23 protein-coding genes and 1 tRNA gene are annotated in these 26,454 nt (G+C 63.0%); 10 read left to right on the forward strand and 14 right to left on the reverse strand.

Annotation, left to right across the window (positions count from 1 at the left end; all coding sequences use genetic code 11):
* Positions 1 to 371 precede the first annotated feature (371 nt).
* The gene (gene msrQ, locus ACGYKA_RS04915) at positions 372 to 1,019 is read right to left on the reverse strand and encodes a protein-methionine-sulfoxide reductase heme-binding subunit MsrQ (RefSeq protein WP_394408773.1); all 648 of its coding nucleotides are present in this window, start codon (positions 1,017 to 1,019) and stop codon (positions 372 to 374) included.
* Positions 1,020 to 1,083: 64 nt separating this feature from the next.
* A complete protein-coding gene (gene msrP, locus ACGYKA_RS04920; RefSeq protein ID WP_394408771.1) occupies positions 1,084 to 1,989 on the reverse strand; it encodes a protein-methionine-sulfoxide reductase catalytic subunit MsrP in 906 nt (301 codons plus the stop codon).
* A 123-nt stretch (positions 1,990 to 2,112) separates the two neighbouring features.
* Here msrP and ACGYKA_RS04925 point away from each other — a divergent pair, with 123 nt between their 5' ends.
* Positions 2,113 to 2,550 carry a DUF302 domain-containing protein gene (locus ACGYKA_RS04925; protein WP_394408768.1) on the forward strand — a complete coding sequence of 146 codons (438 nt, stop codon included), beginning with the start codon at positions 2,113 to 2,115 and terminating at the stop codon, positions 2,548 to 2,550.
* Positions 2,551 to 2,671: 121 nt separating this feature from the next.
* Here the strand turns inward: ACGYKA_RS04925 and clpB are convergent, their stop codons facing one another.
* Positions 2,672 to 5,287: an ATP-dependent chaperone ClpB gene (gene clpB / locus ACGYKA_RS04930; RefSeq protein WP_394408765.1), complete on the reverse strand. Its 2,616-nt coding sequence runs from the start codon at positions 5,285 to 5,287 to the stop codon at positions 2,672 to 2,674.
* Between the two features lie 355 nt (positions 5,288 to 5,642).
* Here clpB and ACGYKA_RS04935 point away from each other — a divergent pair, with 355 nt between their 5' ends.
* Positions 5,643 to 5,957, forward strand: a complete 315-nt coding sequence (locus tag ACGYKA_RS04935; protein WP_067265831.1) for an orotidine 5-phosphate decarboxylase — start codon at positions 5,643 to 5,645, stop codon at positions 5,955 to 5,957.
* 244 nt (positions 5,958 to 6,201) lie between these two features.
* Positions 6,202 to 6,897 (forward strand): orotidine-5'-phosphate decarboxylase, encoded by a 696-nt coding sequence (gene pyrF / locus ACGYKA_RS04940; protein ID WP_394408762.1) that lies wholly within the window; start codon positions 6,202 to 6,204, stop codon positions 6,895 to 6,897.
* Positions 6,898 to 7,078: 181 nt separating this feature from the next.
* On the opposite strand, the gene ACGYKA_RS04945 is transcribed toward pyrF, so the two are convergent.
* The gene (locus ACGYKA_RS04945; RefSeq protein WP_394408759.1) at positions 7,079 to 7,495 is read right to left on the reverse strand and encodes an NUDIX hydrolase; all 417 of its coding nucleotides are present in this window, start codon (positions 7,493 to 7,495) and stop codon (positions 7,079 to 7,081) included.
* Between the two features lie 60 nt (positions 7,496 to 7,555).
* Here ACGYKA_RS04945 and ACGYKA_RS04950 point away from each other — a divergent pair, with 60 nt between their 5' ends.
* Complete coding sequence (locus ACGYKA_RS04950; RefSeq protein WP_394408756.1) at positions 7,556 to 8,809, forward strand: DNA polymerase IV; 1,254 nt, start codon at positions 7,556 to 7,558, stop codon at positions 8,807 to 8,809.
* Between the two features lie 2 nt (positions 8,810 to 8,811).
* Here the strand turns inward: ACGYKA_RS04950 and ACGYKA_RS04955 are convergent, their stop codons facing one another.
* A complete protein-coding gene (locus ACGYKA_RS04955; RefSeq protein ID WP_209218410.1) occupies positions 8,812 to 9,672 on the reverse strand; it encodes an N-formylglutamate amidohydrolase in 861 nt (286 codons plus the stop codon).
* 145 nt (positions 9,673 to 9,817) lie between these two features.
* On the opposite strand from ACGYKA_RS04955, the gene ACGYKA_RS04960 reads away from it, so the two are divergent.
* The 4 genes from ACGYKA_RS04960 (at position 9,818) to ACGYKA_RS04975 (ending at position 12,241) form a co-directional block, all read left to right on the forward strand.
* Positions 9,818 to 9,892, forward strand: a tRNA-Val gene (locus ACGYKA_RS04960).
* A 76-nt stretch (positions 9,893 to 9,968) separates the two neighbouring features.
* Positions 9,969 to 10,094, forward strand: coding sequence for a type B 50S ribosomal protein L36 (gene ykgO / locus ACGYKA_RS04965; RefSeq protein ID WP_005850168.1), 126 nt, complete (start codon positions 9,969 to 9,971; stop codon positions 10,092 to 10,094).
* A gap of 126 nt (positions 10,095 to 10,220) precedes the next feature.
* A complete protein-coding gene (yghU, locus tag ACGYKA_RS04970; RefSeq protein ID WP_394408753.1) occupies positions 10,221 to 11,096 on the forward strand; it encodes a glutathione-dependent disulfide-bond oxidoreductase in 876 nt (291 codons plus the stop codon).
* Between the two features lie 128 nt (positions 11,097 to 11,224).
* Entirely contained in the window at positions 11,225 to 12,241 is a 1,017-nt protein-coding gene (locus ACGYKA_RS04975) for a Fe(3+) ABC transporter substrate-binding protein (RefSeq protein ID WP_067264182.1), read from the forward strand.
* Positions 12,242 to 12,684: 443 nt separating this feature from the next.
* On the opposite strand, the gene ACGYKA_RS04980 is transcribed toward ACGYKA_RS04975, so the two are convergent.
* From ACGYKA_RS04980 to ACGYKA_RS05020, 9 genes are all read right to left on the reverse strand, one after another.
* The gene (locus tag ACGYKA_RS04980; RefSeq protein WP_136720266.1) at positions 12,685 to 14,355 is read right to left on the reverse strand and encodes an iron ABC transporter permease; all 1,671 of its coding nucleotides are present in this window, start codon (positions 14,353 to 14,355) and stop codon (positions 12,685 to 12,687) included.
* A gap of 54 nt (positions 14,356 to 14,409) precedes the next feature.
* A complete protein-coding gene (locus ACGYKA_RS04985; RefSeq protein WP_394408750.1) occupies positions 14,410 to 15,636 on the reverse strand; it encodes a phenylacetate--CoA ligase family protein in 1,227 nt (408 codons plus the stop codon).
* A 91-nt stretch (positions 15,637 to 15,727) separates the two neighbouring features.
* Entirely contained in the window at positions 15,728 to 16,564 is an 837-nt protein-coding gene (locus tag ACGYKA_RS04990; RefSeq protein WP_067267747.1) for an ABC transporter ATP-binding protein, read from the reverse strand.
* Between the two features lie 67 nt (positions 16,565 to 16,631).
* Positions 16,632 to 17,912: an ABC transporter substrate-binding protein gene (locus ACGYKA_RS04995; protein ID WP_394408747.1), complete on the reverse strand. Its 1,281-nt coding sequence runs from the start codon at positions 17,910 to 17,912 to the stop codon at positions 16,632 to 16,634.
* Positions 17,913 to 17,994: 82 nt separating this feature from the next.
* The gene (locus tag ACGYKA_RS05000; protein WP_394408744.1) at positions 17,995 to 19,071 is read right to left on the reverse strand and encodes a branched-chain amino acid ABC transporter permease; all 1,077 of its coding nucleotides are present in this window, start codon (positions 19,069 to 19,071) and stop codon (positions 17,995 to 17,997) included.
* A 159-nt stretch (positions 19,072 to 19,230) separates the two neighbouring features.
* Positions 19,231 to 20,220, reverse strand: a complete 990-nt coding sequence (locus tag ACGYKA_RS05005; RefSeq protein ID WP_209218415.1) for a branched-chain amino acid ABC transporter permease — start codon at positions 20,218 to 20,220, stop codon at positions 19,231 to 19,233.
* A 56-nt stretch (positions 20,221 to 20,276) separates the two neighbouring features.
* Complete coding sequence (locus tag ACGYKA_RS05010; protein ID WP_209218595.1) at positions 20,277 to 21,095, reverse strand: ABC transporter ATP-binding protein; 819 nt, start codon at positions 21,093 to 21,095, stop codon at positions 20,277 to 20,279.
* A gap of 50 nt (positions 21,096 to 21,145) precedes the next feature.
* A complete protein-coding gene (locus tag ACGYKA_RS05015) occupies positions 21,146 to 23,116 on the reverse strand; it encodes an AMP-binding protein (RefSeq protein WP_394408741.1) in 1,971 nt (656 codons plus the stop codon).
* 159 nt (positions 23,117 to 23,275) lie between these two features.
* Complete coding sequence (locus ACGYKA_RS05020; RefSeq protein WP_394408738.1) at positions 23,276 to 23,698, reverse strand: c-type cytochrome; 423 nt, start codon at positions 23,696 to 23,698, stop codon at positions 23,276 to 23,278.
* 127 nt (positions 23,699 to 23,825) lie between these two features.
* On the opposite strand from ACGYKA_RS05020, the gene ACGYKA_RS05025 reads away from it, so the two are divergent.
* Together ACGYKA_RS05025 and ACGYKA_RS05030 are read left to right on the forward strand one after the other, a co-directional pair.
* On the forward strand, positions 23,826 to 25,736 hold the full coding sequence (locus ACGYKA_RS05025; protein ID WP_394408735.1) for a PAS-domain containing protein: 1,911 nt from the start codon (positions 23,826 to 23,828) through the stop codon (positions 25,734 to 25,736).
* A complete protein-coding gene (locus ACGYKA_RS05030) occupies positions 25,733 to 26,449 on the forward strand; it encodes a response regulator transcription factor (RefSeq protein ID WP_209218419.1) in 717 nt (238 codons plus the stop codon). The genes ACGYKA_RS05025 and ACGYKA_RS05030 overlap by 4 nt, the downstream gene beginning before the upstream one ends.
* The last annotated feature ends 5 nt before the right edge of the window (positions 26,450 to 26,454 follow it).

The following is a 26,454-nucleotide window of genomic DNA, read 5'->3' on the forward strand; positions in this document are numbered from 1 at the left end:
TGAGACAAAAGAAACTGAGATGCGCCCTAACTTCTTGGCGCGCCCCGCCTCTAATACCTCGAATTCTTATCCGCCTCGTGATCCGAACCACCGCGTATCCGCTGCCGTCCGCCCCGTCTGGCGCCCCAGCGGTGCGTCTCAGCGCCGCCGGTAGAGGGGGTTCTAAGGTTAGTGGGGCAAAGCCGCAAGCCGTTTTTTGAAGTTTTGTGCAGTTTTTGTGAAAGCCTTATAAAAGCCCTTCAAAACAGTGATTTATGGCATGCGAGACACTGCAGAGGTTAACCTAAACCCCCGTGATCTGCCGCCGTTATGTTAACGCCATCAGTTATCCACATGCCACAGCCCGGAATCGCGCGTTTCAGACGCGTGAATCATGACCCCTGTTGCCCCTTCCGAGTCGCCCATCCCCGCGGGCCTTTCTGCCAAAGGCCCCTTAACGGCAGCCGATAGATCAAAAGCCCCGCGACAAGGCCGGCATAGACCAACGGCTCCAGCTGAAACCCTTTCGCCAGCCATAGGAAATGTAGGGCTGCCAAGAGCGCTGCCACATAGGTCAGCCGGTGGAGCTTGCGCCAACGCGCCCCCAGCTTCCGCAGCGACCAATTGTTGGATGTGGCCGCCAGCGGCACAAGGCAGAGGAACCCAGCCATGCCGATGGTGATATAGGGCCGTTTGAGAACATCCGCCCAGATACGCGACAGCCCTTGCACGTCGAGCAGCGCCCAGACCGCCAGATGCGCCAGCGCATAGACGAAGGTCATCACACCGATCGCCCGGCGAAAGCGCAGCAGGTTCACCCCAAATACCCGGCGCAGCGGGGTGATCGCCAGACCGGCGATCAGCAGGCGCAGCGCCCAGAGACCATAGAGGTGTTCGAGCCCCTTTACCGGATCGCGCCCCAGCCCGCCGGTGAGTCCTTGGTAAAAGAACCACGGGATGGCCAGGGCCAGCAGGAGATAAACTGCCCAGACCGGGGTGCGGCGGGCGGCCCTGTTCAGGGCATCGGTCAGGCGCGCCATGTTGCGGCCACGCCAGAGAACGGTGCTTGAGCCAAAGGACGGGGCATATATATCGCGGCAGACATCAGAAGTTCGCCGTCAGGTCCATACCCTCGTAAAGCGACGCCACCTCTTCTTCGTAGCCGTTGAACATCAGCGTCGGCTGGCGCCGTGCGAAGAGCCCGCCGCCGATGGGGCGCTCATCGGCCTGCGACCAACGCGGATGGCTGACCTTGGGGTTCACGTTGCTGTAAAAACCATATTCTCGCGGCGCGGCCTTGTTCCAACTGGTGGGCGGCTGCTTGTCTATCAGGGTGATCCGCACCACGGATTTGATGGATTTATACCCGTATTTCCACGGCACGACCAACCGCAGCGGTGCGCCGTTCTGGTTTGGGATGTCCTTGCCATAGATGCCGATGGCCATGATCGTCAGCGGGTGCATCGCCTCATCCAGCCGCAGCCCTTCGACATAGGGCCAGTCGAGCACGGGGAAACGCAGGCCCGGCATCTCTTCGGGGCGGTAGGCGGTCTCGAAGGCCACGTATTTCGCGCCGGATTGCACCCCGGCCATATTGAGCAGATCGGCCAGTTCGAACCCATTCCACGGCACCACCATCGACCACGCCTCGACACAGCGCAGCCGGTAAATGCGCTCTTCGATGGTCATCGCCTTCATGATATCCTCGAAAGCGTAGTCGCCGGGCTTGTCGACCATGCCCGCGATGGTCACGGTCCAAGGGGCGGTCGTCAGCGCGCCTGCGTATTTCGCGGGATCGTCCTTGCCGGTGCCGAACTCGTAGTAATTGTTGTATTGGGTGATGTCTTCGTAGTCATTCGGGGTCAGCCCCTCTTGGGCCGCGGCCCCCTGCCCCAGCCCGGCAAGACCCAGCCCCGCCATCGCACCGCCCATGATCTGCCGCCGGTTGAGGTATTGCGCCTCATCGGTCACGTCACGGTCCGTCAGTCGATTGATCCAGCGATTGGCCATTTCAGCGCTCCCTACTATACTCATGCAAAGTTAGCGCCCGCCGGAAGCCATACCAAATCCTTTCGCCCGGATTTCAGCCAGCACACCGGAATGTCAGGCGCCGTTATTCAAAGGAGTGCCGCCATGATCCGTTTTCTTTTCGCCGCCGGTCTGATCTGGGCCAGCGCCGCCCAAGCGGGTGAGATGGTCACCTATACCACCGACCAGAGCTTTGGCGATGTGACTTTCGGGGTGGAGAACGCGATCCTGAACCAAGGGCTCATCCCCGAGAACGTCAGCCACGTCGGTGAGATGCTCGACCGCACCCGCGCCGATGTCGGCTCTGACGTGGTGCTGTTCGAGGCGGCGGAGGTGTTCAGCTTTTGCTCGGCCGCGCTGTCGCGCAAGGTGATGGAGGCGGACGTTATGAACATCGGCTTTTGCCCCTACGACATATTCGTCATGCAACTGCCCGAGAGTGAAGAGGTGACCATCGGCTACCGCGCCTTTCCCGATGGCGCGATGCAGGGGGTGCAGAGCCTGCTCGATGAGATTGTGAAGGAAGCGATTGGGGAAGAGTGAAAAGGGCATCGCCCTCGGGCGGGAGAGAGGGCGATGCCCGGCCTGCCAACGGGCGAAAGGTTTCTGTCTCCGGTCGCAAGAAGGGCCGGAAAACCCGGCCCTTCTCTTCATCTCTTAAGGTTTAGTGCACCGTAGCGTCATCCGGCTTGGGCCGGTTCGACGCGGCCACCTGATCGCCGATGATCAAGCCATCGGCCCCGGCGCGGACGGTCACGGTGTCGCCGTCCCTCACATCCCCGGCCAAGAGCATCTCGGCCAGTGGGTCCTGCACGGTACGCTGGATCACCCGCTTCAAGGGGCGCGCCCCGAAGACCGGGTCATAGCCCTCATCCGCCAACCACTTGCGCGCGGCCTCATCCAGATCGAGCGTGATCTTCCGCCCCGCAAGTCGCTTGAGCAGCCGCGCCATCTGAATATCGACGATCCCGTCCATGTCCTTGCGGCCCAGACGGTCAAAGATGATCGTCTCGTCTAGACGGTTCAGGAACTCGGGCCGGAAATGCGCCCGGACCGCATCCATCACGTCACGCTTGGCCGCCGCCATATCGCCGCCCTCGGGCAGTTGGCTCAGCGCCTGCGCCCCGAGGTTGGAAGTCAGCACGATCAGCGTCTGTTTAAAGTCAACCGTGCGGCCCTGACCATCTGTCAGCACACCATCGTCGAGCACCTGCAAAAGCACGTTGAAGACATCGGGATGCGCCTTTTCGACCTCATCGAAGAGCACGACCTGATAGGGCCGACGCCGCACCGCTTCGGTCAGCACACCGCCCTCGTCGTAACCGACATAGCCCGGAGGGGCACCGATCAGACGGGCCACGGCGTGTTTCTCCATGAACTCGGACATGTCGATGCGCACCATCGCATTGTCATCGTCAAAGAGGAACTCGGCCACAGCCTTGGTCAGCTCGGTCTTGCCCACACCGGTCGGCCCGAGGAAGAGGAAGCTGCCCAAGGGTCGGTTCTCATCGTTGAGCCCCGCACGCGCCCGGCGCACGGCATTGGCCACGGCCTTCACGGCAGCGTTCTGCCCGATCACGCGGTCATGCAACTGCCCTTCCATCCGCAGCAGCTTGTCGCGCTCACCCTCAAGCATCTTGCCCGCCGGGATGCCTGTCCAACGCTCGACGACGGAGGCGATCTGGTCGGGGCGCACGGCCTCTTCGACCATCATGTCATCCTCACGGCCTTCGGCGGCTTCAAGGTCGCGTTCCAACTGCGGGATCACGCCATAGGATAGCTCGCCCGCGCGCGCGAGATTGCCTTCGCGTTTCGCGATATCGAGTTCGGCCCGCGCTTGGTCGAGCTTCTCCTTGATATCACGCGCCCCGGCCAGCTTGTCACGCTCGGCCTGCCACTGCGCCGTCATCTCGGCGCTGCGGTCCTGCAGATCGCTGAGGTCTTTTTGCAAAGCCTCCAGCCGATCCTTGGACGCGGCATCGTCTTCCTTCTTCAGCGCCTCCGCCTCGATCTGAAGCTGAAGGATCTGACGGTCCAGCGCATCCAGTTCTTCAGGCTTGCTGTCGACCTCCATCCGCAGACGGCTCGCCGCCTCATCCATCAGGTCGATCGCCTTGTCGGGCAGGAAACGGTCGGTGATGTAGCGATGGCTGAGCGTCGCCGCCGCGACCAGCGCGGTGTCGCTGATGCGCACGCCGTGATGCAGCTCATACTTCTCTTTAATGCCGCGCAGGATCGACACGGTATCTTCGACCGTCGGCTCCTGTACGATCACCGGCTGGAACCGCCGCGCAAGCGCCGCGTCCTTCTCGACATATTTGCGGTACTCTTCGAGCGTGGTGGCACCGACACAGTGCAGCTCACCCCGCGCCAGCGCAGGCTTCAGCAGGTTCGACGCATCCATCGCGCCATCGGCCTTACCGGCACCGACCAGCGTGTGCATCTCGTCGATGAAGAGGATCACCTCGCCCGCGGCTTCGGTCACCTCGGTCAGCACGGCTTTCAAACGCTCTTCGAACTCACCCCGGTATTTCGCGCCAGCGATCAGCGCCCCCATGTCGAGCGCGAGCAGACGCTTGTTGCGCAGGGATTCAGGCACGTCACCATGCACGATGCGCAACGCCAAACCTTCGGCGATGGCGGTCTTACCAACCCCCGGCTCACCAATGAGCACCGGGTTGTTCTTGGTGCGGCGGCTCAGCACCTGCATGGCGCGGCGGATCTCTTCGTCCCGGCCAATGATCGGGTCGATCTTGCCCTCTTCGGCCCGCGCGGTCAGGTCGAGGCTGTACTTCTCCAGCGCCTCATAGTTGTCTTCGGCAGTGGCGCTGTCGGCCTTGCGGCCCTTGCGCACATCATTGATGGCGGCGTTCAGCCTTTGGGCGGTCACCTGCCCCGCTTCCAGCGCCGTCTTCGCGCCGGATTTCACCATGCACAGCGCGGTCAGAATGCGCTCGACAGTGACGAAACTATCGCCTGCTTTCTTGGCAATCGCTTCAGCCTCGGCCAGCACCTTGGCGGTGGTGCCGTCCAGATAGACCTGCCCTGCATCGCCGGTGACTTTAGGGATCTTGCCAAGCGCCAGGTCAAGCGCCTGCACCACGCGCGCACCGTCGCCGCCCGACGCGGCGATCAGATTCCGCGCAAGTCCTTGGTCGTCGTCCAACAGTGCCTTGAGGACATGTTCCGGGGCCAACCGTTGGTGGCTTTCCCGTGTTGCAATGGTTTGCGCCGCCTGAATGAAGCCGCGCGATCTTTCCGTGAACTTGCTCAAGTCCATGGGTCTCTCCTTTTCTACAAGCGCTCCAAAATGCCGCGCCCGATATGTGGCACGCGGCGGTCTGAGCCTCGGTATCAATTTGGGAAGCGGTGTTGCCGGTTCAAGACCATCCAGATGCAAAATACCGCCGAGAGCGGCGCCGCCAATAGGAAAAAATCAGCCAATAAGGCAAAAATACGGCAACTTTGAGACATAAAATACATCCCTATGTTACTGATATAAATACATTGTTAACCTTTATCCACAGAAGCTGTAACCATAATGAAACCATTTTGCCACCTCTCGCGTTTACCCAGCAGAGGAGAGCAGGACAAAGCAGCCTGCCAAGGTTCAGAAGAACGCAAGAGGTGAAACGATGCAGACGCGCCCGATCCAGTTGACAGATGTCACCTATAATGCGGCCACTCAGTGTTTCGAAGCGCTGGTGACCGTCCAAGACGGGGAGCAGCTGCGCCGTTACGCCTGCGCCATTGATGCCCCGATCACCATGTCATACCACGATGCCGCCGACGGGCTGTCCCGTCAGGCGCTTCGTCGCCACGCACAAAAGCGTGGCCTGAGTTCCGAAGTTCTGCGCCACGTCCCCGCACAGCGGGCCGGACGCCGCAGCTTCGACCCACTGCGTTGGCTGGAAGAGGTCATGCACCTCCCCGGTCGCGACGCGGCTTGACCCCCTTCCGCGCGGCGCCTGCCTGCCGCGCGGCTGCCCGCGGACCTGCCGCCACCTCATCTGTCCCGATGTGGCGTTCCGCAAACCAGAGACCAGTGCCTGCCTGCTAAGTCTCTGATCACTTGGCCCGGACCCGCTCAGCGGCGTTCGGGCCTCTTTTTTGCGCCCTCCCCGCATGAATGATGGACTTGCCCCGCGCCGCGGCGTAGGTCAAAGCGGTTTGAAATTTGGCAGGAGCCCTCGCATGTCTGATGACCGTCTGATTGTCGCCCTTGATGTTCCCCATGCGGTCGCGGGGCTGGAACTGGCCGAAAAGCTCGGTGATGCCGTGGGCTTTTACAAAATCGGTCTGGGGATGCTGACCGGCGGCGGCTTGGCCTTGGCCAATGAGCTGAAGAAAGAGCATGGCAAGCGCATCTTCCTTGATATGAAACTTTTCGACATCGGCGCCACCGTCGAGGCGGCGGTGCGGGGCCTTGCGCAGTTCGATCTGGATTTCCTGACCGTCCACGGCGACCCGCATGTGGTGGCCGCGGCCAAACAGGGGGCCGCGGGCACCGATATGAAAATCCTCGCCGTCACCATCCTCACCTCACTGGACCGTGCCGATCTTGACGCCGCGCTCATCCAGCCGGGCGATCTGGGTGATCTGGTGCTGACCCGGGCGGGCCGGGCGCTGGACGCGGGCGCGGATGGGGTCATCGCCTCCCCCCAAGAAGCCGCCGCGATCCGCGCCCTGCCCGAAGCGGGCGGCAAACTGATCGTCACCCCCGGCGTGCGCCCCCAAGGGGCCGCATTGGGCGACCAGAAACGCGTCGCCACTCCGTGGCAGGCCATCACGGACGGGGCCGATCACATCGTGGTAGGCCGCCCGATCTGGCAGGCTGAAGACCCCGCCGCCGCCGCCCGCGCCGTGCTCCAAGAAATTTCCGAAGGTTAACAACGGGCTCGCCCCCGCCTGTAGCAAATCGACCACAGCGCGCTAACATGCGCGCGAGCGCTTTCATCAACGTTAGGCGAAAACGGCCCCATATGTTATGTTGAACCCAGGTGATACTCCCCGACGAACTGGTTCTTCCTGATGTTCGTCACCTCCCCCCGCTCACGCAGGCGGGGGGCCTTTATTTGCCCGAAACCTTCGTGTCCGCAAGATAGACCCGCAAGCGGTCCTGAAAGGCGGGCACCGCGCGGGGATGGTTGAGAAACTCCGCCACGGTCATCAAGCGCCAGCGCTGCCCCTCGTCGCCAAAGACAATCTGGGCCTCTGCCTCCGCAGGCAAGCGCGCGACGAAGAACCATTTGATCCGCCCGCTCTCGTCAAAGCTGCCCTCCCAGATCACGGCATCTTCAGGTACCACGATCCCCAGTTCTTCGCGGCATTCGCGCAGCGCGCAGGCCAGCGGGGTCTCATCCCCCTCGCGGCCCCCGCCGGGCAAATCCCAGTGATCGGCAAAGAGCAGGCCCGGCAGATCGTCGCGCAGGATCACGGCCAGCTTCTCCCCAAGGTAGAGCGCGAGCTTTGCGCCATCAAAGACCATGTTCAATCCCTCGCGATCTGTTTAGAATCGTCGCCCGAACCCTGCCCTCCCGGTGTACCCATGGCTACCCTCTGTCGCGATTGTCTGACTGAAATCCCGCCGGCGCGGCGCTGTCCGCGCTGCGGCAGCCCGCGCGTGCTGTCCCACCCGGAACTCTTTGACCTTTCCATCGCCCATATGGATTGCGACGCCTTCTATGCCTCGGTCGAAAAACGGGACAATCCCGAACTCGCGGGCAAACCCGTCATCATCGGCGGGGGACGGCGCGGGGTCGTGTCGACCGCTTGCTATGTCGCGCGCATTCGCGGCGTGCGCTCGGCCATGCCGATGTTTCAGGCGCTCAAGCTCTGCCCCGAGGCGGTGATCATCAAGCCGCGGATGGAGGTCTATGTCGAAGCCTCCCGTGCGATCCGTGCCATGATGGAAGAGATAACCCCGGCCATCGAGCCGCTGTCGCTGGACGAAGCCTTTCTGGACATGACCGGCACCGCGCGGCTGCACGGCCAGCCCCCGGCGATGATGCTGGCGCGGCTGGTGCGGCGGATGAAAACCGAACTGGGGCTGACCGGCTCCATCGGGCTGAGCCACAACAAGTTTCTGGCCAAAGTCGCCTCGGACCTCGACAAACCGCATGGGTTTTCCGTCATCGGCGCGGGGGAAACGGCGGACTTTCTGCGCGACAAACCCGTGGGCATGATCTGGGGCGTCGGTGCCGCCACCCAGACCGCGCTGGAAAAGGCCGGCATCCGCAGCTTTTCTGATCTCTTGCGGTGGGAGCAGACCGACCTCATCGCGCGCTTTGGCAGTATGGGGGATCGGCTGTGGCATCTGGCGCGGGGCCAAGACACCCGCCGCGTCTCGCGCCACCGCCCGGTGAAGTCGATCAGCAACGAGACGACATTCTCTGACGATACGGGCGACGCGGAGATACTGGACGGCCATATCTGGCGCTTGGCGGAAAAGGTGGCGGACCGCGCCAAGGCGAAAGAGATGGCGGGCCGGGTGGTGACGCTCAAGCTCAAACGCGCCGATCACACTGTGCTGTCACGCCGCCTGTCGCTGCATGATCCGACCCAATTGGCCGACCGGATTTACCGCACCGCCCGCGCCCTCTTTGATCAGGTCGATCACCAAAGCGCCTACCGGCTGATTGGCGTGGGCCTCTCCGAACTGTCGGGCGCCGAGGGGGCGGATATGGCGGGCGATCTGCTCGACCCCGGCGCGGCACAACGCAGCCGCGCGGAACGCGCCGCCGATAGCATCCGCAGCCGTTTTGGTGAAAAGGCCATCGTCAAAGGCCGCGCGCTGCGCTGAGCCTACTCCGCGGCGAGCGGAAGCCGCTCCTGCCCGATCTGCGCCACCTCGGCCACGACGCGTTGCAACGCCGCCTGTACCGCCTCGAAAGCGCCATTGGGGCGAATCAACCGCTCGTTCATGTAAAGCGCGCGGTCGATTTCCACCTGCACCGCATGCTGCCCCCGGGACGGGCGGCCATAGGCTTGAGTGATATAGGCCCCCGCGAAGGGCGAATTGCGCGTCACCACGAACCCCGCGTCGACGAAGGCCGCTTCGATCCGGTCGACCACCTCGCCCCCCGCTGCCGCGCCAAAACGATCCCCCAGCACGACATCTGGCCGACGCATCCCACCGCGCGCCACGCCGTCCATCGCCTCATGCGGCATGGAATGGCAATCGACCAGCACCGCTTGGCCATGGCGGCGATGCGCCCCGCTCAGCAACTCCTGCAATTTCGCGTGATAGGGCCGCCAGTAGCTGTCGATTCGCAACTGCGCCTCTTCTTGGGTCAGTTTGCCGCGATAAATCGCCCGGCCATTGGCCACCACGCGGGGAATCACCCCCAGCCCCGAGGCCACGCGCGGGTTATGCCCCTGCCGCGGAATGCCTTCGATGACCGACGGATCCAACTCCTCCGGCGCGCGATTGAGGTCGATATAGGCCCGCGGGGCCCCGGCTTTGATAAAAGAAGCGCCATGCAGCGGTGCGCAGTCGAACAAGAGATCAACAAAGGCATCTTCGGACGAACGGATCGCATGTTCGTCCAAAACCGACCGCCGCAGGAAAGACGCCGCATAATCCCGCCCCGAATGGGGCGATGCAAAAACCACGCAAGAGCGGTTTCGGTCCGGATGCAGTACTTCGTAAGCGGTCATCGGCATAATAAATTCCTCTAAGTCGAACATAGCGTGTTTATTCCGCGCCAAAAGCCCTTGATCCCGCCGCCGACTCCTTTTATAGGACCCCAACGGCGCGAAATTTCGCGCCCCATTTAGTTTTGGGGCCGATACGGAAACGCTGAAAAGTGGGTGATTAGCTCAGCGGTAGAGCACTTCGTTGACATCGAAGGGGTCACTGGTTCGATCCCAGTATCGCCCACCATTTATTCATCGACCCGCCCTTGGCGGGTTGCCCGCAACCCAGGCGCTGGCCCGCGCCACGACATGAGGAGACGACCATGAAGGTTCGCAATTCGCTCCGCTCGCTCAAGAATCGGCATCGCGATTGCCGTGTTGTGCGTCGCAAAGGCCGCGTTTACGTCATCAACAAGACGCAGCGCCGGTTCAAAGCCCGTCAGGGCTGAGCTTCGCAGCTATTCGATTTAAAGGCCGCTCCTTCGGGGGCGGCTTTTTTCGTTGCGCCTATCTGCTTGCAACCCCGGCGCAAAACCCCACCTTCAAGGCAGGCTTGAATAACAAGGAAGACCATCATGTCGGACACCCCCGAATATACGCCCCCCAAGGTTTGGAAATGGGAATCAGAGAGCGGCGGCAAATTCGCCAGCACCAACCGGCCCATCGCTGGTGCGACCCATGACAAGGAACTGCCCGTTGGAGAGCATCCCTTTCAGCTTTACTCCCTCGCCACGCCCAACGGGGTCAAAGTCACGGTGATGTTCGAAGAGCTGCTGGCGGCGGGCCACAAAGCGGCGGAATATGACGCGTGGTTGATCGATATTTCCGAGGGCGATCAGTTCGGCTCCGGCTTTGTCGAGGTGAACCCCAATTCGAAAATCCCCGCGTTGATGGACCGTTCCGGCGACACGCCACAGCGGGTCTTCGAATCGGGCGCGATCCTGCTTTATCTTGCCGAGAAGTTCGGCGCCTTCCTGCCCCAAGACCCCGCCCGCCGGACCGAGGCGCTGTCGTGGCTCTTCTGGCAGATGGGCAGCGCGCCCTACCTCGGCGGCGGCTTCGGCCATTTCTATGCCTATGCGCCCGAGAAGTTCGAATACCCCATCAACCGTTTCGCGATGGAGACCAAGCGCCAACTTGACGTGATGGACAAACATCTGGCCGAGCACGAATATTTCGCAGATGAATACTCCATCGCCGATATGGCGATCTGGAGCTGGTATGGGCAGTTGGTTCTCGGCAGGCTCTACTCCGCGGCGGAATTCCTCGATGTGACCTCTTACAAGAACGTGATGCGTTGGGCTGAGGCCATCGACGCGCGCCCTGCCGTGACCCGAGGCCGTATGGTCAACCGCGCCTTCGGCGATGACCTGTCGTTGCAATTGCATGAGCGTCACGACGCCAGCGATTTCGACACCAAGACCCAAGACAAGATCGGCAGCAAAGACTGACCGCGCAGCCCCCGGCCCGGCTTGGCCGGGGGCTTTCCGACCAAATCTCTCGGAATTGGTTGCAGGAAGAGGTGAAATCTGTTTCTTACTGTTTCAGTCAAGTTATCCCAATGGAACAGGACCCTGATATGACCTTCTGCAAAACATCGACTGCCGCCGCCGCGCTGATGGCGCTGGCCCTTCCTGCGCTGGCCGATGGCGAGTTGAACCTCTACTCTTCGCGTCACTACGACACCGATGAGCGGCTCTACTCCGACTTTACCGAAGCGACCGGCATCACCATCAACCGCATCGAAGGCAAGGCCGACGAACTGCTGGCCCGCATGGAAGCCGAAGGCGCGAATTCCCCCGCCGACGTCCTGCTGACCGTGGACACAAGCCGCCTCAAGCGCGCCAAGGACTTGGGCCTGCTGCAAGCTGTTGAGAGCGAGACGCTGGAAGAGCGCATCCCCTCGAACCTGCAAGACGACGACAACCAGTGGTTCGGCCTGTCGCAGCGCGCGCGGATCATCTTCTTCAACAAAGAGACGATGGACAACCCGCCCGAGACCTACATGGACCTTGCCGATCCGGCGTACAAAGGTCAGGTCTGCATCCGGTCCTCGACCAACACCTACAACCAGACCCTGCTGGCCTCCATCGTGACCCATGAGGGCGAAGAAGCCGCGACCGAATGGGCGCAGGGCGTGGTCGACAACATGGCGCGTGCACCGCAGGGCGGCGACACCGACCAGCTGCGCGGCATCGTTTCTGGTGAGTGCGACATCGCGGTCTCCAACAGCTACTACTTCGCCCGTGCGATCCGCACCGATGTCGATGGCGTCAGCGCCGATATCGGCAAGATCGGCGTGATCTGGCCGGATCAGGAAGGCAACGGCGCGCATATGAACCTCTCGGGCGGCGGTGTGGCCAAGAACGCGCCGAACCGTGAGAACGCAGTGAAATTCCTTGAGTATCTCGCCTCGGATCAGGCGCAGGTCTACTTCTCGGCGGGCAACGACGAGTTCCCCACCGTGGAAGGCGTGGAACTGGCCGATAGCGTGAAGCAGTTGGGTGAGTTCAAGGCCGACGACGTGAACCTGTCGGACGTGGCCGAGAACATCGGCACCGCGCAGAAGATCTTTAACTCGGTCGGCTGGGAATAATCAGCACGACATCGCGCAGGAGGCGGGCTTTCGGGCCCGCCTTTTTTTGTTGGACAAAGCCTGCATCGAACGCCCCGCCCGGCGGCACGCCGGGCATCGCCCTCCCTCCCCCCGGAGGGCGATTTTGCAACGCTGGCCCATGACGCAGCGCCTGCGCCCTTGGCAATGACAATGCAGAAAGCAGGCCGATCATCGCCCCCCAGGGAGGGCGCTGCCCTCATCGCCAGACGGCCCGGAATCAAGCCGCAGGCGCCGGGCCATCGCCTGCCCGTCCCGTCACGCCAAAGGCGTGCCGATCAATAACGGCGCACCTCTGGTGCGACGGGGAGGCGATTTGGTGAGGCTAAGTGCAACCTCGCGAACGCACATCACGGTTGAGCCATAAAGTGGCACGAAGCCACGTCTGCATCGCCACCCCACGGGCAGGCGCTGGCCCTCGCTATCTACCGCTGACGCCCCACCTGTCGGCAGATCAGGATCACCGGCAGCAACCCCATCGCCACGATCACCAAGCTCGGCACCGCGGCCCCATTGAGCCGCTCATCACTGGCCAAGCGATACGCCTGCACCGCCAGCGTGTCATAGTTGAACGGCCGCATGATCAGCGTCGCGGGCAGTTCCTTCATCACGTCGACGAAGACGATCAACAGCGCGGTCAACAGGCTCGGCGCGAGGATCGGCAGATGCACCCGGCGCAACGTACCCAGAGGCGTCTGCCCCAGCGAGCGCGCAGCGGCATCCATATTGGCATGCACCATGGACTGCCCGCCCTCGTAGGCGCCAAGCGCCGCAGCGAGGAAGCGCACCAGATAGGCCAGCACCAACAGCCAGATCGACCCGGTGATCAGAAGCCCGGTGGAAATGTCGAAGGTCTCGCGCATCCAGGCGTCGAGCGCATTGTCGAAGGCCGCGAAAGGCACCAGCAGACCCACCGCGATCACCCCGCCCGGCACCGCGTAGCCAAGCCGCGCCACATAGGCCGCACCCTGCGAGACCCGTCCCGGGCGCAGCCGCCGGTAGAACCCCACGCTGATCGCCGCCAGCACCGTCAGCACCGCCGCGACCCCCGCAAGCGTCACCGAATTGCGCATGAAACCGAGGTAGCGCGGGCTGAACAGGCTTTGCTCACTGTCGAGCCCCATGGTCACGAGGATCACCACCGGCAGCACCGCCCCGAAGAGCACCGGCACCCCGCAAAGCACGATCGCCGCCGCGGCCTGCCAGCCCTTCAACTCGGCCGGCGGCGCGGACTGGGTCCGGCGCGCGGGGTCGTGATACTTGGCCTTGCCCCGCTGTGCGCGCTCCAGCATCGCCAGCAGCAGGGCGAAGCTCAGCAGGCAAAGCGCCAATTGCGCCGCCGCGGCGCGGTCGAACATCGAAAACCAGCTGGTGTAGATGCCTGTGGCAAAGGTCTGTACGCCGAAATAAGCGACGGTGCCGAAATCGGCGATGGTCTCCATCACCGCCAGCAGCACGCCGCCCGCGATAGCGGGTCGGGCCAGCGGCAGGCTGACCTTGAAAAACGCGGCCCATGCGCTGGAGCCGAGCGCGCGGGCGGCGAGAAAGGTCGTCCCGCTTTGCTGCAGGAAGGCCGCACGTGCCAGAAGGTAGACGTAAGGGTAGAGTACCAGCACCAGCATCGCCGCCGCCCCGCCGAGCGAGCGGATTTCGGGGAACCAGTAATCGCGCGGCCCCCAGCCGGTGACGTCGCGCAACACTGTCTGCACGATGCCGGGATGGTCGAGCACATGGGTATAGGCGTAGGCCAGCACATAGGCCGGGAAAGCCAGCGGCAGCACCAGCGCAATCTCCAGAAACTTCGCCCCCGGAAAACGCGTCATCGTGACCAGCCACGCGGCCCCCACACCGATGGCGAAGGTGCCCAGAGAGACCAGCAGCACCAAGAGCAATGTCGTCACCGTGTAGCGCCCCAGCACCGTGTCGATCAGGTGCTGCACCGTCTCCGTCCCGCCGCTGAGGGCGGCAATCAGCACCGCCAGCATCGGCAGCGCGCAGAAGAGGGCCACGGTCAGGGCAACGCCCGATAGCGCGCGCAGCCCGTCGCGGGCGCGGCGCAGGTGGGGCGTCTCGGTGGAGGCGGGGTTCAGCGTCATGCGCCCTATTTCGACGATTTCACTCGGAAATGCCAGAGGGCGCGACGCCGCGCCTCAATCGTAGCTGCGGGTATCCTCGATCACCAGCCCGTCGCGCGGCAGGCTGCCGGGGGCAACCAGTTCGACACGCCCCTTGAGCTTGAGCAGATCGGCCACGGATTGGGCATAGCGTTCCTTGTCCTCTCCGGCGGTCTCGATCTGCACCGTCATCACGTCAGCCTCGCCTTCGCGGGTGGCGATGACGCGGGCCTTCTCGATCTCGTCGTGCTGGGCGACCAATGCGGCGACCTGTTCGGGCCGCACGAACATACCCTTGATCTTCGTGGTCTGATCGGCGCGGCCCATCCAGCCCTTGATGCGCATATTGGTGCGCCCACAGGGGCTTTCACCCTCCAGCACGGCGCTGAGGTCGCCAGTGGCGAAGCGGATTAGTGGGTAGTCGGGGTTCAGCGTGGTGACCACGACCTCGCCCACCTCGCCCGGGGCCACCGGGATTCCGGTGCCGGGGGTGACGATCTCGACGATGACCTGTTCATCGACGATAAGCCCCTCCATCGCCGGGCTTTCATAGGCGATATTGCCCAGATCCGCCGTGGCATAGGATTGCAGGCAGGTGATGCCGCGCTCTTGATAAAAGGCGCGCAGGCTGGGGAACAGGGCCCCGCCGCCGACCGCCGCCTTGGTGATGTTCAGCGTCACCCCCATGGCATCGGCCTTTTCGAGAATCACCTTCAGGTAATCCGGTGTCCCGGCATAGGCGGTAGAGCCCACGTCGCGCGCGGCGGTGACCTGAAGCTCAGTCTGGCCGGTCCCGGCGGGCAGCACCGTGGCGCCAACGGCGCGTGCGCCGCTTTCAAAGATCATGCCCGCGGGGGTCAGGTGGTAACCAAAGCAATTGTGCACCACGTCACCCGCGCCGATCCCGGCGGCATGCAGGAACCGCCCCATGCGCCACCAGTCGGGATCGTTGCTCGACGGTTCATAAATCGGACCGGGGGATTGGAAGACATGGGAGAAGTCATGCACCGGCTTGGTGGTGAAACCACCGAAGGGCGGCTGGCCCGCCTGCGCCTTGCCCAGTTCAGATTTGCGCAAAACCGGCAGATCGGCCAGCGCTTCGGCGGAGGTGATCTGCGCGGCATCAATCCCCTTTAGCGTGTCACCATAGCCCGGCAAGCTCTGCGCGCGGGCGATCTGCTGCGGCAAGGCCTGCGCCAGATCAGCCGCCCGTTGGTTGGCGCTGCGGGTTTCCAGATCGTCGAAATGGGGCTTGGTCAGCATCCCTGTCACTTTCCTGCTATGGCATCACTGGAGAGGGCATAGGCCCGCTCAGGTCTCGTCTTGGTCTTCTCTTCGGGTCCGGGCGAGCCGGTTAGCTAAGCCAGCGCTTGCGGCGGCGGTAGCTGCGCACGTCGCGAAAGCTCTTGCGGCCTTCATCGGACATGCCGAGGTAGAATTCCTTCACATCCTGGTTCTCGCGCAGGTCCTTCGCGGGACCGTCCATCACCACGCGCCCGGATTCGAGGATGTAGCCGTAATGCGCAAAGCGCAGGGCCACGTTGGTGTTCTGCTCGGCCAGAAGGAAGGTCACGCCCTCCTGTTCGTTCACCGATTTCACGATCTCGAAGATCTGCTCCACCAGCTGCGGGGCCAGACCCATCGACGGCTCGTCGAGAAGGATCGTCTCGGGGCGCGACATGAGCGCGCGGCCGATGGCGCACATCTGCTGCTCGCCACCCGAGGTATAGCCGGCCTGCGAACGGCGGCGTTCCTTCAGACGGGGGAAATAATTATAGACCATCTCAAGGTCCTGCTGGATCGCGGCATTGCCGTCGCTGCGCGTGTAAGCGCCGGTGAGCAGGTTTTCCTCGATGGTGAGGTGCTCAAAACAGTGCCGGCCTTCCATGACCTGCACGACCCCCTGTTTCACGATCTCGGCGGGGTCTTGATGCTGGATTGCGCCGCCGCGGTACTTGATCGAGCCCTTGGTAACCTCGCCACGTTCCGAGGCCAGCAGCCCCGAGATCGCCTTGAGCGTCGTCGTCTTGCCCGCGCCATTGCCGCCCAGAAGCGCGGTGATGCCGCCCTTGGGCACGTTCAGGCTGACGCCCTTCAGCACGAGGATAACGTGGTTGTAGATCACCTCGATATTGTTGACCTCGAGCAGGTTGTCGACTGCGACGTCATTGGTGTTGGCGGCATCCAGCATGGGCATGACCTTTCTTGGGGTTCGAAGGTGTCCCCGGCCACCCGATAGGTGGCCGGAAGCAGGGTTCTTAGCAGTTGCCCTCGATGGCGTTTTCCTCGGCATAGGCCGAGCTGTCGGCATCGATCAGCGGCTGGATCACGTCTTGGTCGGACTGCATGAAGTCCGAGACGAGGTTCCATTCCTTGGCCTCGGCATCCCACTGCGTCACGGCCACGAAACCTTCGCCGCCGTGGTTCTCGCAAGAGACGCTGAACTCGGGCCCGAAGTCCGGCAGGCCAAGCGCCGCCATCTTCTCTTCGGTAATCTCAAGCTGCTCCATCCCGTCGCGCATCTGGCCGCTGGTGATGTCGGTCACGCCGTGGATTTCCTGCGCGGTGCGCGCGGCCTCGGCCACCAGCATCGCGGCGTAGATGCCACGGTTGTAGAGGACGGAGCCGACCTGATCGCCCGCACCGGCAGCCTTACCTGCATCGACGACGTGCTTCTGCAGATCGTCATAAAGCGGATAATCGGAGCCGACGTTGTGGAAGGTCAGCGCCTTGTAGCCATCGGCCTTGGCGCCCGCGGCCAGCACGTCGTTCTCGGAGCCGGACCACCAGATGCCGATGAACTTGTCCATTGGGAAGCGGATGTTGGCGGCTTCCTGAACGGCAACCTGGTTCATCACGCCCCAGCCGTACATGATCACGTAGTCGGGCTTGTCACGGCGGATTTGCAGCCACTGGGACTTCTGCTCCTGACCGGGGTGGTCGACGGGCACTTCCTTCAGCTCGAAACCATGTTTCTTGCTCAGTTCCTGCAGGGTGCGGATCGGCTCCTTGCCATAGGCGGAGTTGTGATAGACCAGCGCGATCTTCTTGCCCTCAAGGCTGCCGCCCTCCTGATCCATGATGTGTTTCACCGCGACCGAGGCGCCATCCCAATAGTTGGCCGGGAAGTTGAAGACATGGCTGAAGACATCACCGTTCTTGGCCGAGGTACGGCCCAAACCGGAGGTCAGCATCGAGATGTCATCGGCGGTGACCTTGGGGATCAACTGGTAGGTGATGCCGGTCGAGAGCGGCTGGTACACCAACGCGCCTTCACCCTTGGTGGATTCGTAGCATTCCACGCCCTTCTCGGTGTTATAGGCGGTCTCGCATTCCGGGACGCGGATAGGCTCGCCACCGATGCCGCCGTCACGCTCATTGAGCAGGGTGAAGTAATCGGCATAGCCGTCGGCGAAGGGGATGCCGCCCGCGGCATAGGGCCCGGTGCGATAGCTCAGCGACGGAAAGACAAGGTCCGCCATCACGGGGCTTGCGGCCATCAGGCCAGCTACGGCCAGTGTTCCCAGTTTGTATTTCATCGGTGTTTCCTCCCTTGGATTGTCCGACTTGGGTGTTTGGGCCGGGTTTCCTCCCTCCGGCCTTGCTTTTCATGGCTCCCGCTTAGTGCGGGAAGGGCCACAATCTCAATTTCTCCTTGGCCACGCGCCACAGCTGCGCCAGCCCGTGCGGCTCTGCGATCAGGAAGACCACGATCAGCCCGCCCACGATCACCAACTGCAGGTGCGCCACGATATCCGTGGGCCAGCCCAGCCAGTCCACGCCGACGATCTTGAGCAAGACAGGCAACAGTACAAGGAACGCCGCCCCGGCGAAGCTGCCAAAGATGCTGCCCAAGCCGCCGATGATGATCATGAAGAGCACGAGGAACGATTTGTTGATGCCAAAGGCTTCGCCCACTTCGACCGCGCCCAGATAGATCGAGAAGAAAAGCGCACCGGAGATGCCGATGAAGAAGGAGCTGACCGCAAAGGCCGTAAGCTTGGCACGCAGCGGGTTCACCCCGATGATCTCGGCGGCGATGTCCATGTCGCGGATCGCCATCCACTTGCGACCTACCGAGCCGCGCGTCAGGTTGCGCGCCACCAAGGCCGAGCCCACGGTGAAGATCAGGCAGAACATATAGGTCGCCCAAGCCTCGGTATTGGGGCCGGTGATCAGGATGCCGAAGGTGTCCCGCTCGGGCGCGCTGATTTGGCCGGAGGCGGAGTAGTTGTAGAACCACGGCACCCGGTTGAAGAGCCACACGAGGAAGAACTGCGCCGCCAGCGTGGCCACGGCAAGGTAGAACCCCTTGATCCGCAAGCTCGGCAGACCGAAGAGCGCGCCCACCGCGGCGGTGATGCCGCCCGCCAGCAGGATGTGGATGAACATGCTGACCTCGGGCATGGCCGTCATCAGCTTGTAGCAGGCATAAGCCCCCACCGCCATGAAGCCCCCGGTGCCGAGGCTCACCTGCCCGCAATAGCCCACGAGGATGTTCAGCCCGATCGCCGCGATGGCGTAGATCAGGAAGGGCAGGAACAGCGAGTTCACCCAGTAGTCATTGACCACGAAGGGCACGACGAAGACCGCGACGAAGAGCACCAGATAGTAGCGGTACCGGTCGAACTTGATCGGGAAGGTCTGTTGGTCCTGGGCGTAGGATGTGTTGAAATCGCCCGCTTCACGATAGAACATTAGACTGCTTTCCCTTCTGCGGTAGTCATTTGCACTGCACTTGCCTGCAATGCCGTGCCATAGGGTGCGCGCGCGCCGCGCACCAAGCCGTTATCAATCCGGGGCTTCGCCCTTTGAACAGGCGAAACTGTCCCCCGGACAGTTTCCGGGTAGCCTGTATCAAACCCGTTCAATGATCTTCTCCCCGAACAGGCCCTGCGGGCGGAAGACGAGGAAGACCAGCGCCAGCATATAGGCGAACCAGTTCTCGGTCGCGCCGCCAAGGAAGGGGGCACCGATCAGGAACTCGAAGAGCTTTTCGCCCACGCCGATGATCAGCCCGCCGACGATGGCGCCGGGGATCGAGGTGAAGCCGCCCAGCATCAGCACCGGCAGCGCCTTCAGCGCGATGAGCGAGAGCGAGAACTGCACGCCCGACTTGGCACCCCACATGATCCCCGCGACCAGCGCCACGAAACCCGCGAGCGACCAGACCAGGATCCAGATGAAGTTCAGCGAGACACCGACCGAAAGCGCGGCCTGATGGTCGTCCGCCACGGCGCGCATGGCGCGGCCCTGCTTGGTGTATTGCGCGAACATCACCAGCCCGATCACGAGCACCGCTGCGACGATGGAGGCCACGATATCGAGGTTGTCGATGAAAAAGCCGTAGCCGGTGGCGTTGAAGGTGAATTCGTCGATCCAGACGTTGATGCCCTGCGGCAGGCCGACGTCGAGCGTCTTGATCTCGGACCCCCACATCAGGTCGCCGACCCCTTCGAGGAAATAGGCCAGACCGATGGTCGCCATGAAAAGGATGATCGGCTCCTGCCCCACGAGGTAGCGGAAGACGAAGCGCTGCACGCAATAGGCCAGCACGATCATCACGACCATGGTCAGCACGATGGCAAGGAACGCCGGAATGTGCCAGCCGAAGTGATGCACCTCGGTGCCAAGGATCGCGTTGATCAGATGGCCGAAAGGCACCTGCCCTTCCATGATCCCCACCAGCGTCAGCGCGGCGAAAAGCGCCATGACACCTTGGGCGTAGTTGAAGATGCCCGAAGCCTTGTAGATCAACACGAAGCCAAGCGCCACGAGCGCGTAAAGCACCCCGGCCATCAGCCCGTTGAGAAAGACCTCGATCGTAAACGCCAGTTGCTCAGGCATCAGTGGCCCTCCCCAAAGTCAGAACGGCAGTGTCATTGCGGGTGATCAAACGGGCCTCAGTCATGGGCCACCCCCAGATAGGCGTCGATCACCTCTTGGTTATTGCGCACCTCGTCGGGCGAGCCGTCGCCGATCTTGCGGCCATAATCCATCACGACCACGCGGTCGGACAGGTCCATGACCACGCCCATGTCGTGTTCAATCAGCGCGATGGTGGTGCCGAACTCGTCGTTCACGTCGAGGATGAAGCGGCTCATGTCCTCCTTCTCTTCGACGTTCATGCCCGCCATCGGCTCGTCCAGCAGCAGGATCGTAGGCTCGGCGGCCAGCGCGCGGGCCAGTTCGACCCGTTTCTTCAGACCGTAGGGCAGACGCGCCACCGGTGTCTTGCGGATCGCCTGAATTTCCAGAAAGTCGATGACCTTCTCGGCGATTTCACGGTTCTCGATCTCTTCGCGCTCGGCTGCGCCTTTCCAGAAGGACTGCGCCAGCATCCCGGTCTTCATCTGTGTCAGACGCCCCGTCATCACGTTGTCGAGCACCGACATGCCCTCGAAAAGCGCGATGTTCTGGAAGGTCCGGGCGATGCCCTGCTGGGCCACCTGATAGGGTTTCATCGGGGGCCGCTTGGCGCCCTTATACCAGACCTCACCCTCCTGCGGGACGTAGAAGCCACTGATAACATTGAGCATTGAGGACTTGCCCGCCCCGTTCGGCCCGATGATCGCGCGGATTTCGCCCTCGCGGATATCAAAGGAGATATCCTTGATCGCTTCCACACCGCCGAAACGCAGGGTGATGTTCTTCATCTCCATCACCGTCGGGCCGATGGTGCGGCCGTCGTCGGTGACATAGCTGTCAGCCTGATCTTTCACGCTGTCCCTTTCCATAGTTCCCGCCTGCCCGGCACTGACGCTTGCCGCGCTCATTCCGCTGCCATCCGGCGGCTGACCGGCTGCACCGCGGCGTCGCGAATTTCGAGCGTCGCCTTGATCGAGCCCTTGCGGCCGTCCTCGTAGGTCACTTCCGTCTCGGTGCTGACCTTATCGGAGCCGTCGTAGAGAGCGGCGATGATGTCGGCGTATTTCTCCTCGATGATCTTGCGGCGCACCTTGCGGGTGCGGGTCAACTCACCGTCGTCAGCGTCGAGCTCCTTGTGCAGCACCACGAAGCGGTGCACCTGACAGCCCGAGAGCATCTCGTCCTCGGCGACCGAACGGTTCACCTCCTCCACATGGGACTGGATCGTGTCCATCACCTGCGGATGCCGCGCCAGTTCCTGATAGGAGGCGTAGCCGATGTTGTTGCGCTCGGCCCAGTTGCCGACCGCCGTCAGGTCGATGTTGATAAAGGCGGTGCATTCGCTGCGCTGATTGCCGAAGACCACGGCCTCGAGGATGTTGGGGAAGAACTTGAGCTTGTTCTCCACGTATTTCGGCGCGAACAGGCTGCCGTCGGCCATCTGGCCCACGTCCTTGGCGCGGTCGATGATGCGCAGATGGCCCGAGCTTTCCTCGATGAAGCCCGCGTCGCCGGTGGCGACCCAGCCCTCCGGGTCCTTGGTGTCGGCGGTGCTTTCGGGGTTCTTGTAGTATTCCACGAAAACACCCGGCGAGCGGTAGAAGACCTCGCCATTGTCGGCGATCTTCAACTCCACGCCCGGGCAGGTGACGCCCACGGTATCGCTGCGCACCTCGCCATCGGGCTGCGCGGTGATGAAGACCGTTGCCTCGGTCTGGCCGTAGAGCTGCTTCAGGTTGATGCCGAGCGAGCGGTAAAAATCAAAGATCTCCGGGCCGATCGCCTCACCGGCGGTATAGCCCACGCGCACGCGGCTAAAGCCGAGGGTGTTCTTCAGCGGGCCATAGATCATCAGCTCGCCCAGTGCGTATTTCGCGCGGTCCCAAGCGGACACTTTCTTGCCGTCCAGAATGGCGGGACCGACCTTGCGGGCATGGGCCATGAAGGTGTCGAAGAGCCATTTCTTGAACCGGCTTGCGTCTTCCATGCGGATCATGACGGAGGTCAGCTGCGTCTCGAAGACACGCGGCGGGGCGAAGTAATAGGTCGGCCCAATCTCGCGCAGGTCGACATGCATCGTGTCGGCGCTTTCGGGGCAGTTGGTGCAGAAGCCGGTCCAAAGCGCCTGCCCTACGGAGAAGATGAAGTCCCCCACCCATGCCATCGGCAGATAGGCGAGGATCTCGTCATTGCGTTTAAGGTTGTCGAACTCCGACGACGATTTCGCCGTCTCGATCACGTTGCGGTTGCTCAGCACCACGCCCTTGGGCTTGCCGGTGGTGCCCGAAGTATAGAGCATCACGCCGGTGGAATCGTAATCCAGCTTGGCCTGACGGGCTTCCAACTCGGCGATATGCTTCTCGCGGTTGGCGCGGCCCATTTCCTGCACGGCGGTATATTGGTCGAGCTTGGAATGGTCGTATTTGCGCAGGCCGCGCGGGTCGAGGTAGATCATCCGCTCGAAGTCGGGCAGCTGGTCCTGCACTTCGATGATCTTGTCGACCTGCTCCTGATCGCCCACCACGGCAAGGCGCGCGCCGCAGTGGCCCATGACATAGGCCATCTCTTCGGCATTGGCGTCCTGATAGAGCGGCACCGGCACGGCCCCGGCCATTTGGGCTGCCATCATCGCCCAGTAGAGATAGGGACGGTTGCGCCCAATGATGGCGACGAAATCGCCCTCGTTCAGCCCCAGTTCCAGAAACCCGAGGGCCAGCGCCTCGACCTCGTCGCGGGTCTGCGACCAGGTCCAGCTTTGCCAGATCCCGTATTCCTTCTCCCGGTAAGCGGGGGCGTTTGCGAATTCACTTGCGTTGCGGTGCAACAGCGCCGGCACGGACTGAGGTCCGTCGGCACGCGTCAGCGGCTTGGCCAAATTGTCTTCCTCCCATGCCCGCCCTCCCCGGCGGGTTCGATCGCTTGTGCGATTCTATGATCCCACAAGTGACGTTCTCTTTTTTGTGGAGGTCAACTTTTTCCTGATCTTTTCCGAATTCTAACGAATTGTTACAGCGCCCCCGCGGCCCATTTTCCGCTAGTCGATCCCATTGGCGCGCTGCACTTCGCGCACATAGGTCACGATGGATTTCACCTCTGCCGGGGTAATCCCTTCGACCGGGGGCATATTGCCGAAAGACCAGTGATGCTGGCGCACGCCATTGGTGGCGGCGACCATGAAGGATGCGTCGCCGTGATGGCTGGGCTCATAGATCTTATGGATCAGCGGCGGACCAACCCCCTCGCGCCCGGCGGCGTTGCCCCCGTGGCAGGCGGCACATTTCGCTTCGAACGCCCGTGCGCCGATCTGCGCGGGGCCGCTCAGGCTCTCAGGCACGGTGACGTTCACCATGGCCGCGCCGCGGACAGCGGGGGCCGGGGCTTCTTCGGTCTGCCACCAAATATACCCGCCTGCCAAGACCAGCGCCGCCGCTGCGCCTGCTCCGATTTTCTTGTTCACGCTCTGCCTTTCCGGTTTCCATTCGGCGCGCTTCTCGGGGCCTCCAGCGCAAGAAGGTCAAGCGCGATCTACGCCCGGCTCTTTGCCTTTCGCCCGCGCGGTGCTAGCCCTATGCGAAAGGATGCCGATGCAGATCACCGACGACCAAACCAAAGCGCTGACCAATGCCGGTCTAAACCTGATCGCTCAGGCGCTGACCATCTATGACAGCGACCTTCGGCTCGCGGTCTGCAACGCCCCGTTTCAATCCATGTTCGACCTGCCCGACCGGCTGGTGACCCCCGGCGCGCCCTTCGAGGATACGATCCGCCATCTGGCTGGCACCGGCGAATATGGCGAGGTGGGGGATGTCGACGCTTTCGTGGCCGAACGGGTGGAACAGGCCCGCGCCTTCGTGCCGCATTACATGGAGCGGACCCGCTCGAACGGGCGCACCATCAGCGTCGAAGGCTCGCCCCTGCCGCAGGGCGGCTGGGTCACCGTCTATACCGATATCACCAACACCAAGCGGCAGGAGGCGTTGTTGCGCGCACGTTCAGACGCGCTGAGCGATCAACTGCTGTCCCATGCCGAACAACTGGCCGCCACGAACCGCCAGTTGGAGGCGACGATCACAGCGCTGGAGGAGGCCAAACGACAGGTCACCGAAAGCGAGGCACGCACCCGGCTGACGACCGAGATGATGCCCGCCCATATCGCCCATGTCGACGCGAGCGGACATTACATCTACTCCAACCGCCGCCTTAGCAGCGTGATGCCGGGGCGGCCCAGCAACATCTACGGGCTGCATATCAGTGATGCGCTTGGGGCGGCGGCCTATGCGCGGATCAAGCCTGCGCTGACCCAAGCCTATGCCGGCAGCCCGGCGGTGATCGAATTCACCCATGACGAATCCGCCCGCCGCATCCGCGGTGCCTTTACCCCCGATGGGCGCGGCGGGGTCTATATCCTGTCGATGGACATCACCGAAGAGACCCAGACCCGTGTCGCCCTGCAACAGACGCTGAAACGCGAGTTGGCCTCGCGGATGATCTCTGGGCTGGCGCATGACTTCTCGAACCTTTTGACGATCATCCTCGGCATGCAATCGAAGCTCGCCCGGCTGCCCGACATGCCGCCGCAAGCCGGTGAATTGGTCGAAGGCACCTTGGCCGCCGCACGGCGGGGCGGCACGCTGCTGAGCTCTATCGCCGATGTGACCGAACCCCGCGCCCTGCGCCCCGTGGCCACCGACCCCGCCGCTTTGCTGAGTGAACTTTCGACCCTCGCCGCCCCCACCCTGCCGCCGAATTGCGCCCTAAAGGTGCGCAATGACGTGCCCGAGGGCGCGGTGCTGCTCGACAAAGGCCGGGTGCAGGATGCGCTGTTGAACCTCATCCTTAATGCCCGCGACGCCTGCGGCGCGCGGGGCACCATCACGCTGACCCAACGGCTGGTGCATGACACATGGATCGAATGGGTGATCCACGACACCGGGCCGGGCTTTGCGCCCTCGGCGCTGGAGCGTGGGGTCGAGCCGTTCTTTACCACCAAGGGCAGCGAGGGGTCAGGGCTGGGCCTGTCGATGGTCTATGACATGACCAAATCCTCAGGCGGCGATCTGCGGCTGAGCAATGCGCCCGAAGGCGGCGCGCAGATCAGCCTGCGCCTGCCCTACCGCGCCGCCGTGCCCGCCACCACCGGGCTGGTGCTGCTGGTCGAGGACACCACCGATATCCGCGCCGTGGTGCGCGACATGCTCATGGATCAGGGCCATTCGGTGATCGAGGCGACCAGCGCGGATGAGGCCACCGCCCTCATCGCCGATCTGCCTGACATCGCGCTGGTGCTGTCGGACATTCAGCTTTCGGGCGAGGGCACCGGGATCGACCTTGCCCGCCGCGTCGGCAGCAGCCTGCCGCTTTTGCTGATGACCTCCCTGCCCCCCGATCACCCGCTTTTCGTTGAGGCCCAGACCCTCGCGCCGGTGCTGCGCAAACCCTTTGAAAAAGACGATCTGCAAGCGCTGATCGCCCCATTGAAAGCCTCCGCCCCATGAGCCGTGATACCGCCCCCCGCCCGCTGGTCACCATCCTCGACGACGAACCCGAGATCCGGCAGATGCTGTCGGACACGCTGGAGGAAGCGGGCTTTGACACGCTCAGCTTTGGCCGCGCGCGGGCCTTTGAGGCCGCATTGGCCAGCCATACGCCCGATGTCTGCCTCGTCGATCTGTCGCTGCCCGACACCGACGGGCTGACGCTGGTGCACCGTCTGGCGCTTGAGCAGGGCGCCATCGTGATCATCATCTCGGGCCGCGCGCAGGTGCAGGATCGGGTCACGGGGCTGGAGCTTGGCGCCGACGACTACATCATCAAACCCTTCGACCCGGCCGAGGTCGTGGCCCGCATCCGCGCCCGCCTGCGCAGCGCCAAGCCGACGCCACAGGCCGGAACCACGGCGCGGTTCAACGGCTGGACCGCGCATTTCGACCGCTACGTGCTGCAGGATGCCACGGGCGCCGAGGTGACTTTTTCCCATGCTGAGGGCGAGGTGCTGCGGCTTTTCCTCGACGCCCCGAAACGGCTGATTAGCCGCGCGCAGATGCAGGAAAGCCTCGGCGGCGTCGCCTCTGAAAGTTTCGACCGGGCGATGGACGTGCGCATCTCGCGGCTGCGCACGAAACTTGGCGAAGACCCGAAGAACCCGCAGTTGATCAAGACGATCTACGGCGCGGGCTATATCTTCCTCGGCGATGTGGACTGGGACTGAGCGCG

It is taken from the genome of Sulfitobacter sp. 1A15106 (assembly GCF_043556995.1).
Lineage (GTDB): Bacteria > Pseudomonadota > Alphaproteobacteria > Rhodobacterales > Rhodobacteraceae > Sulfitobacter > Sulfitobacter faviae.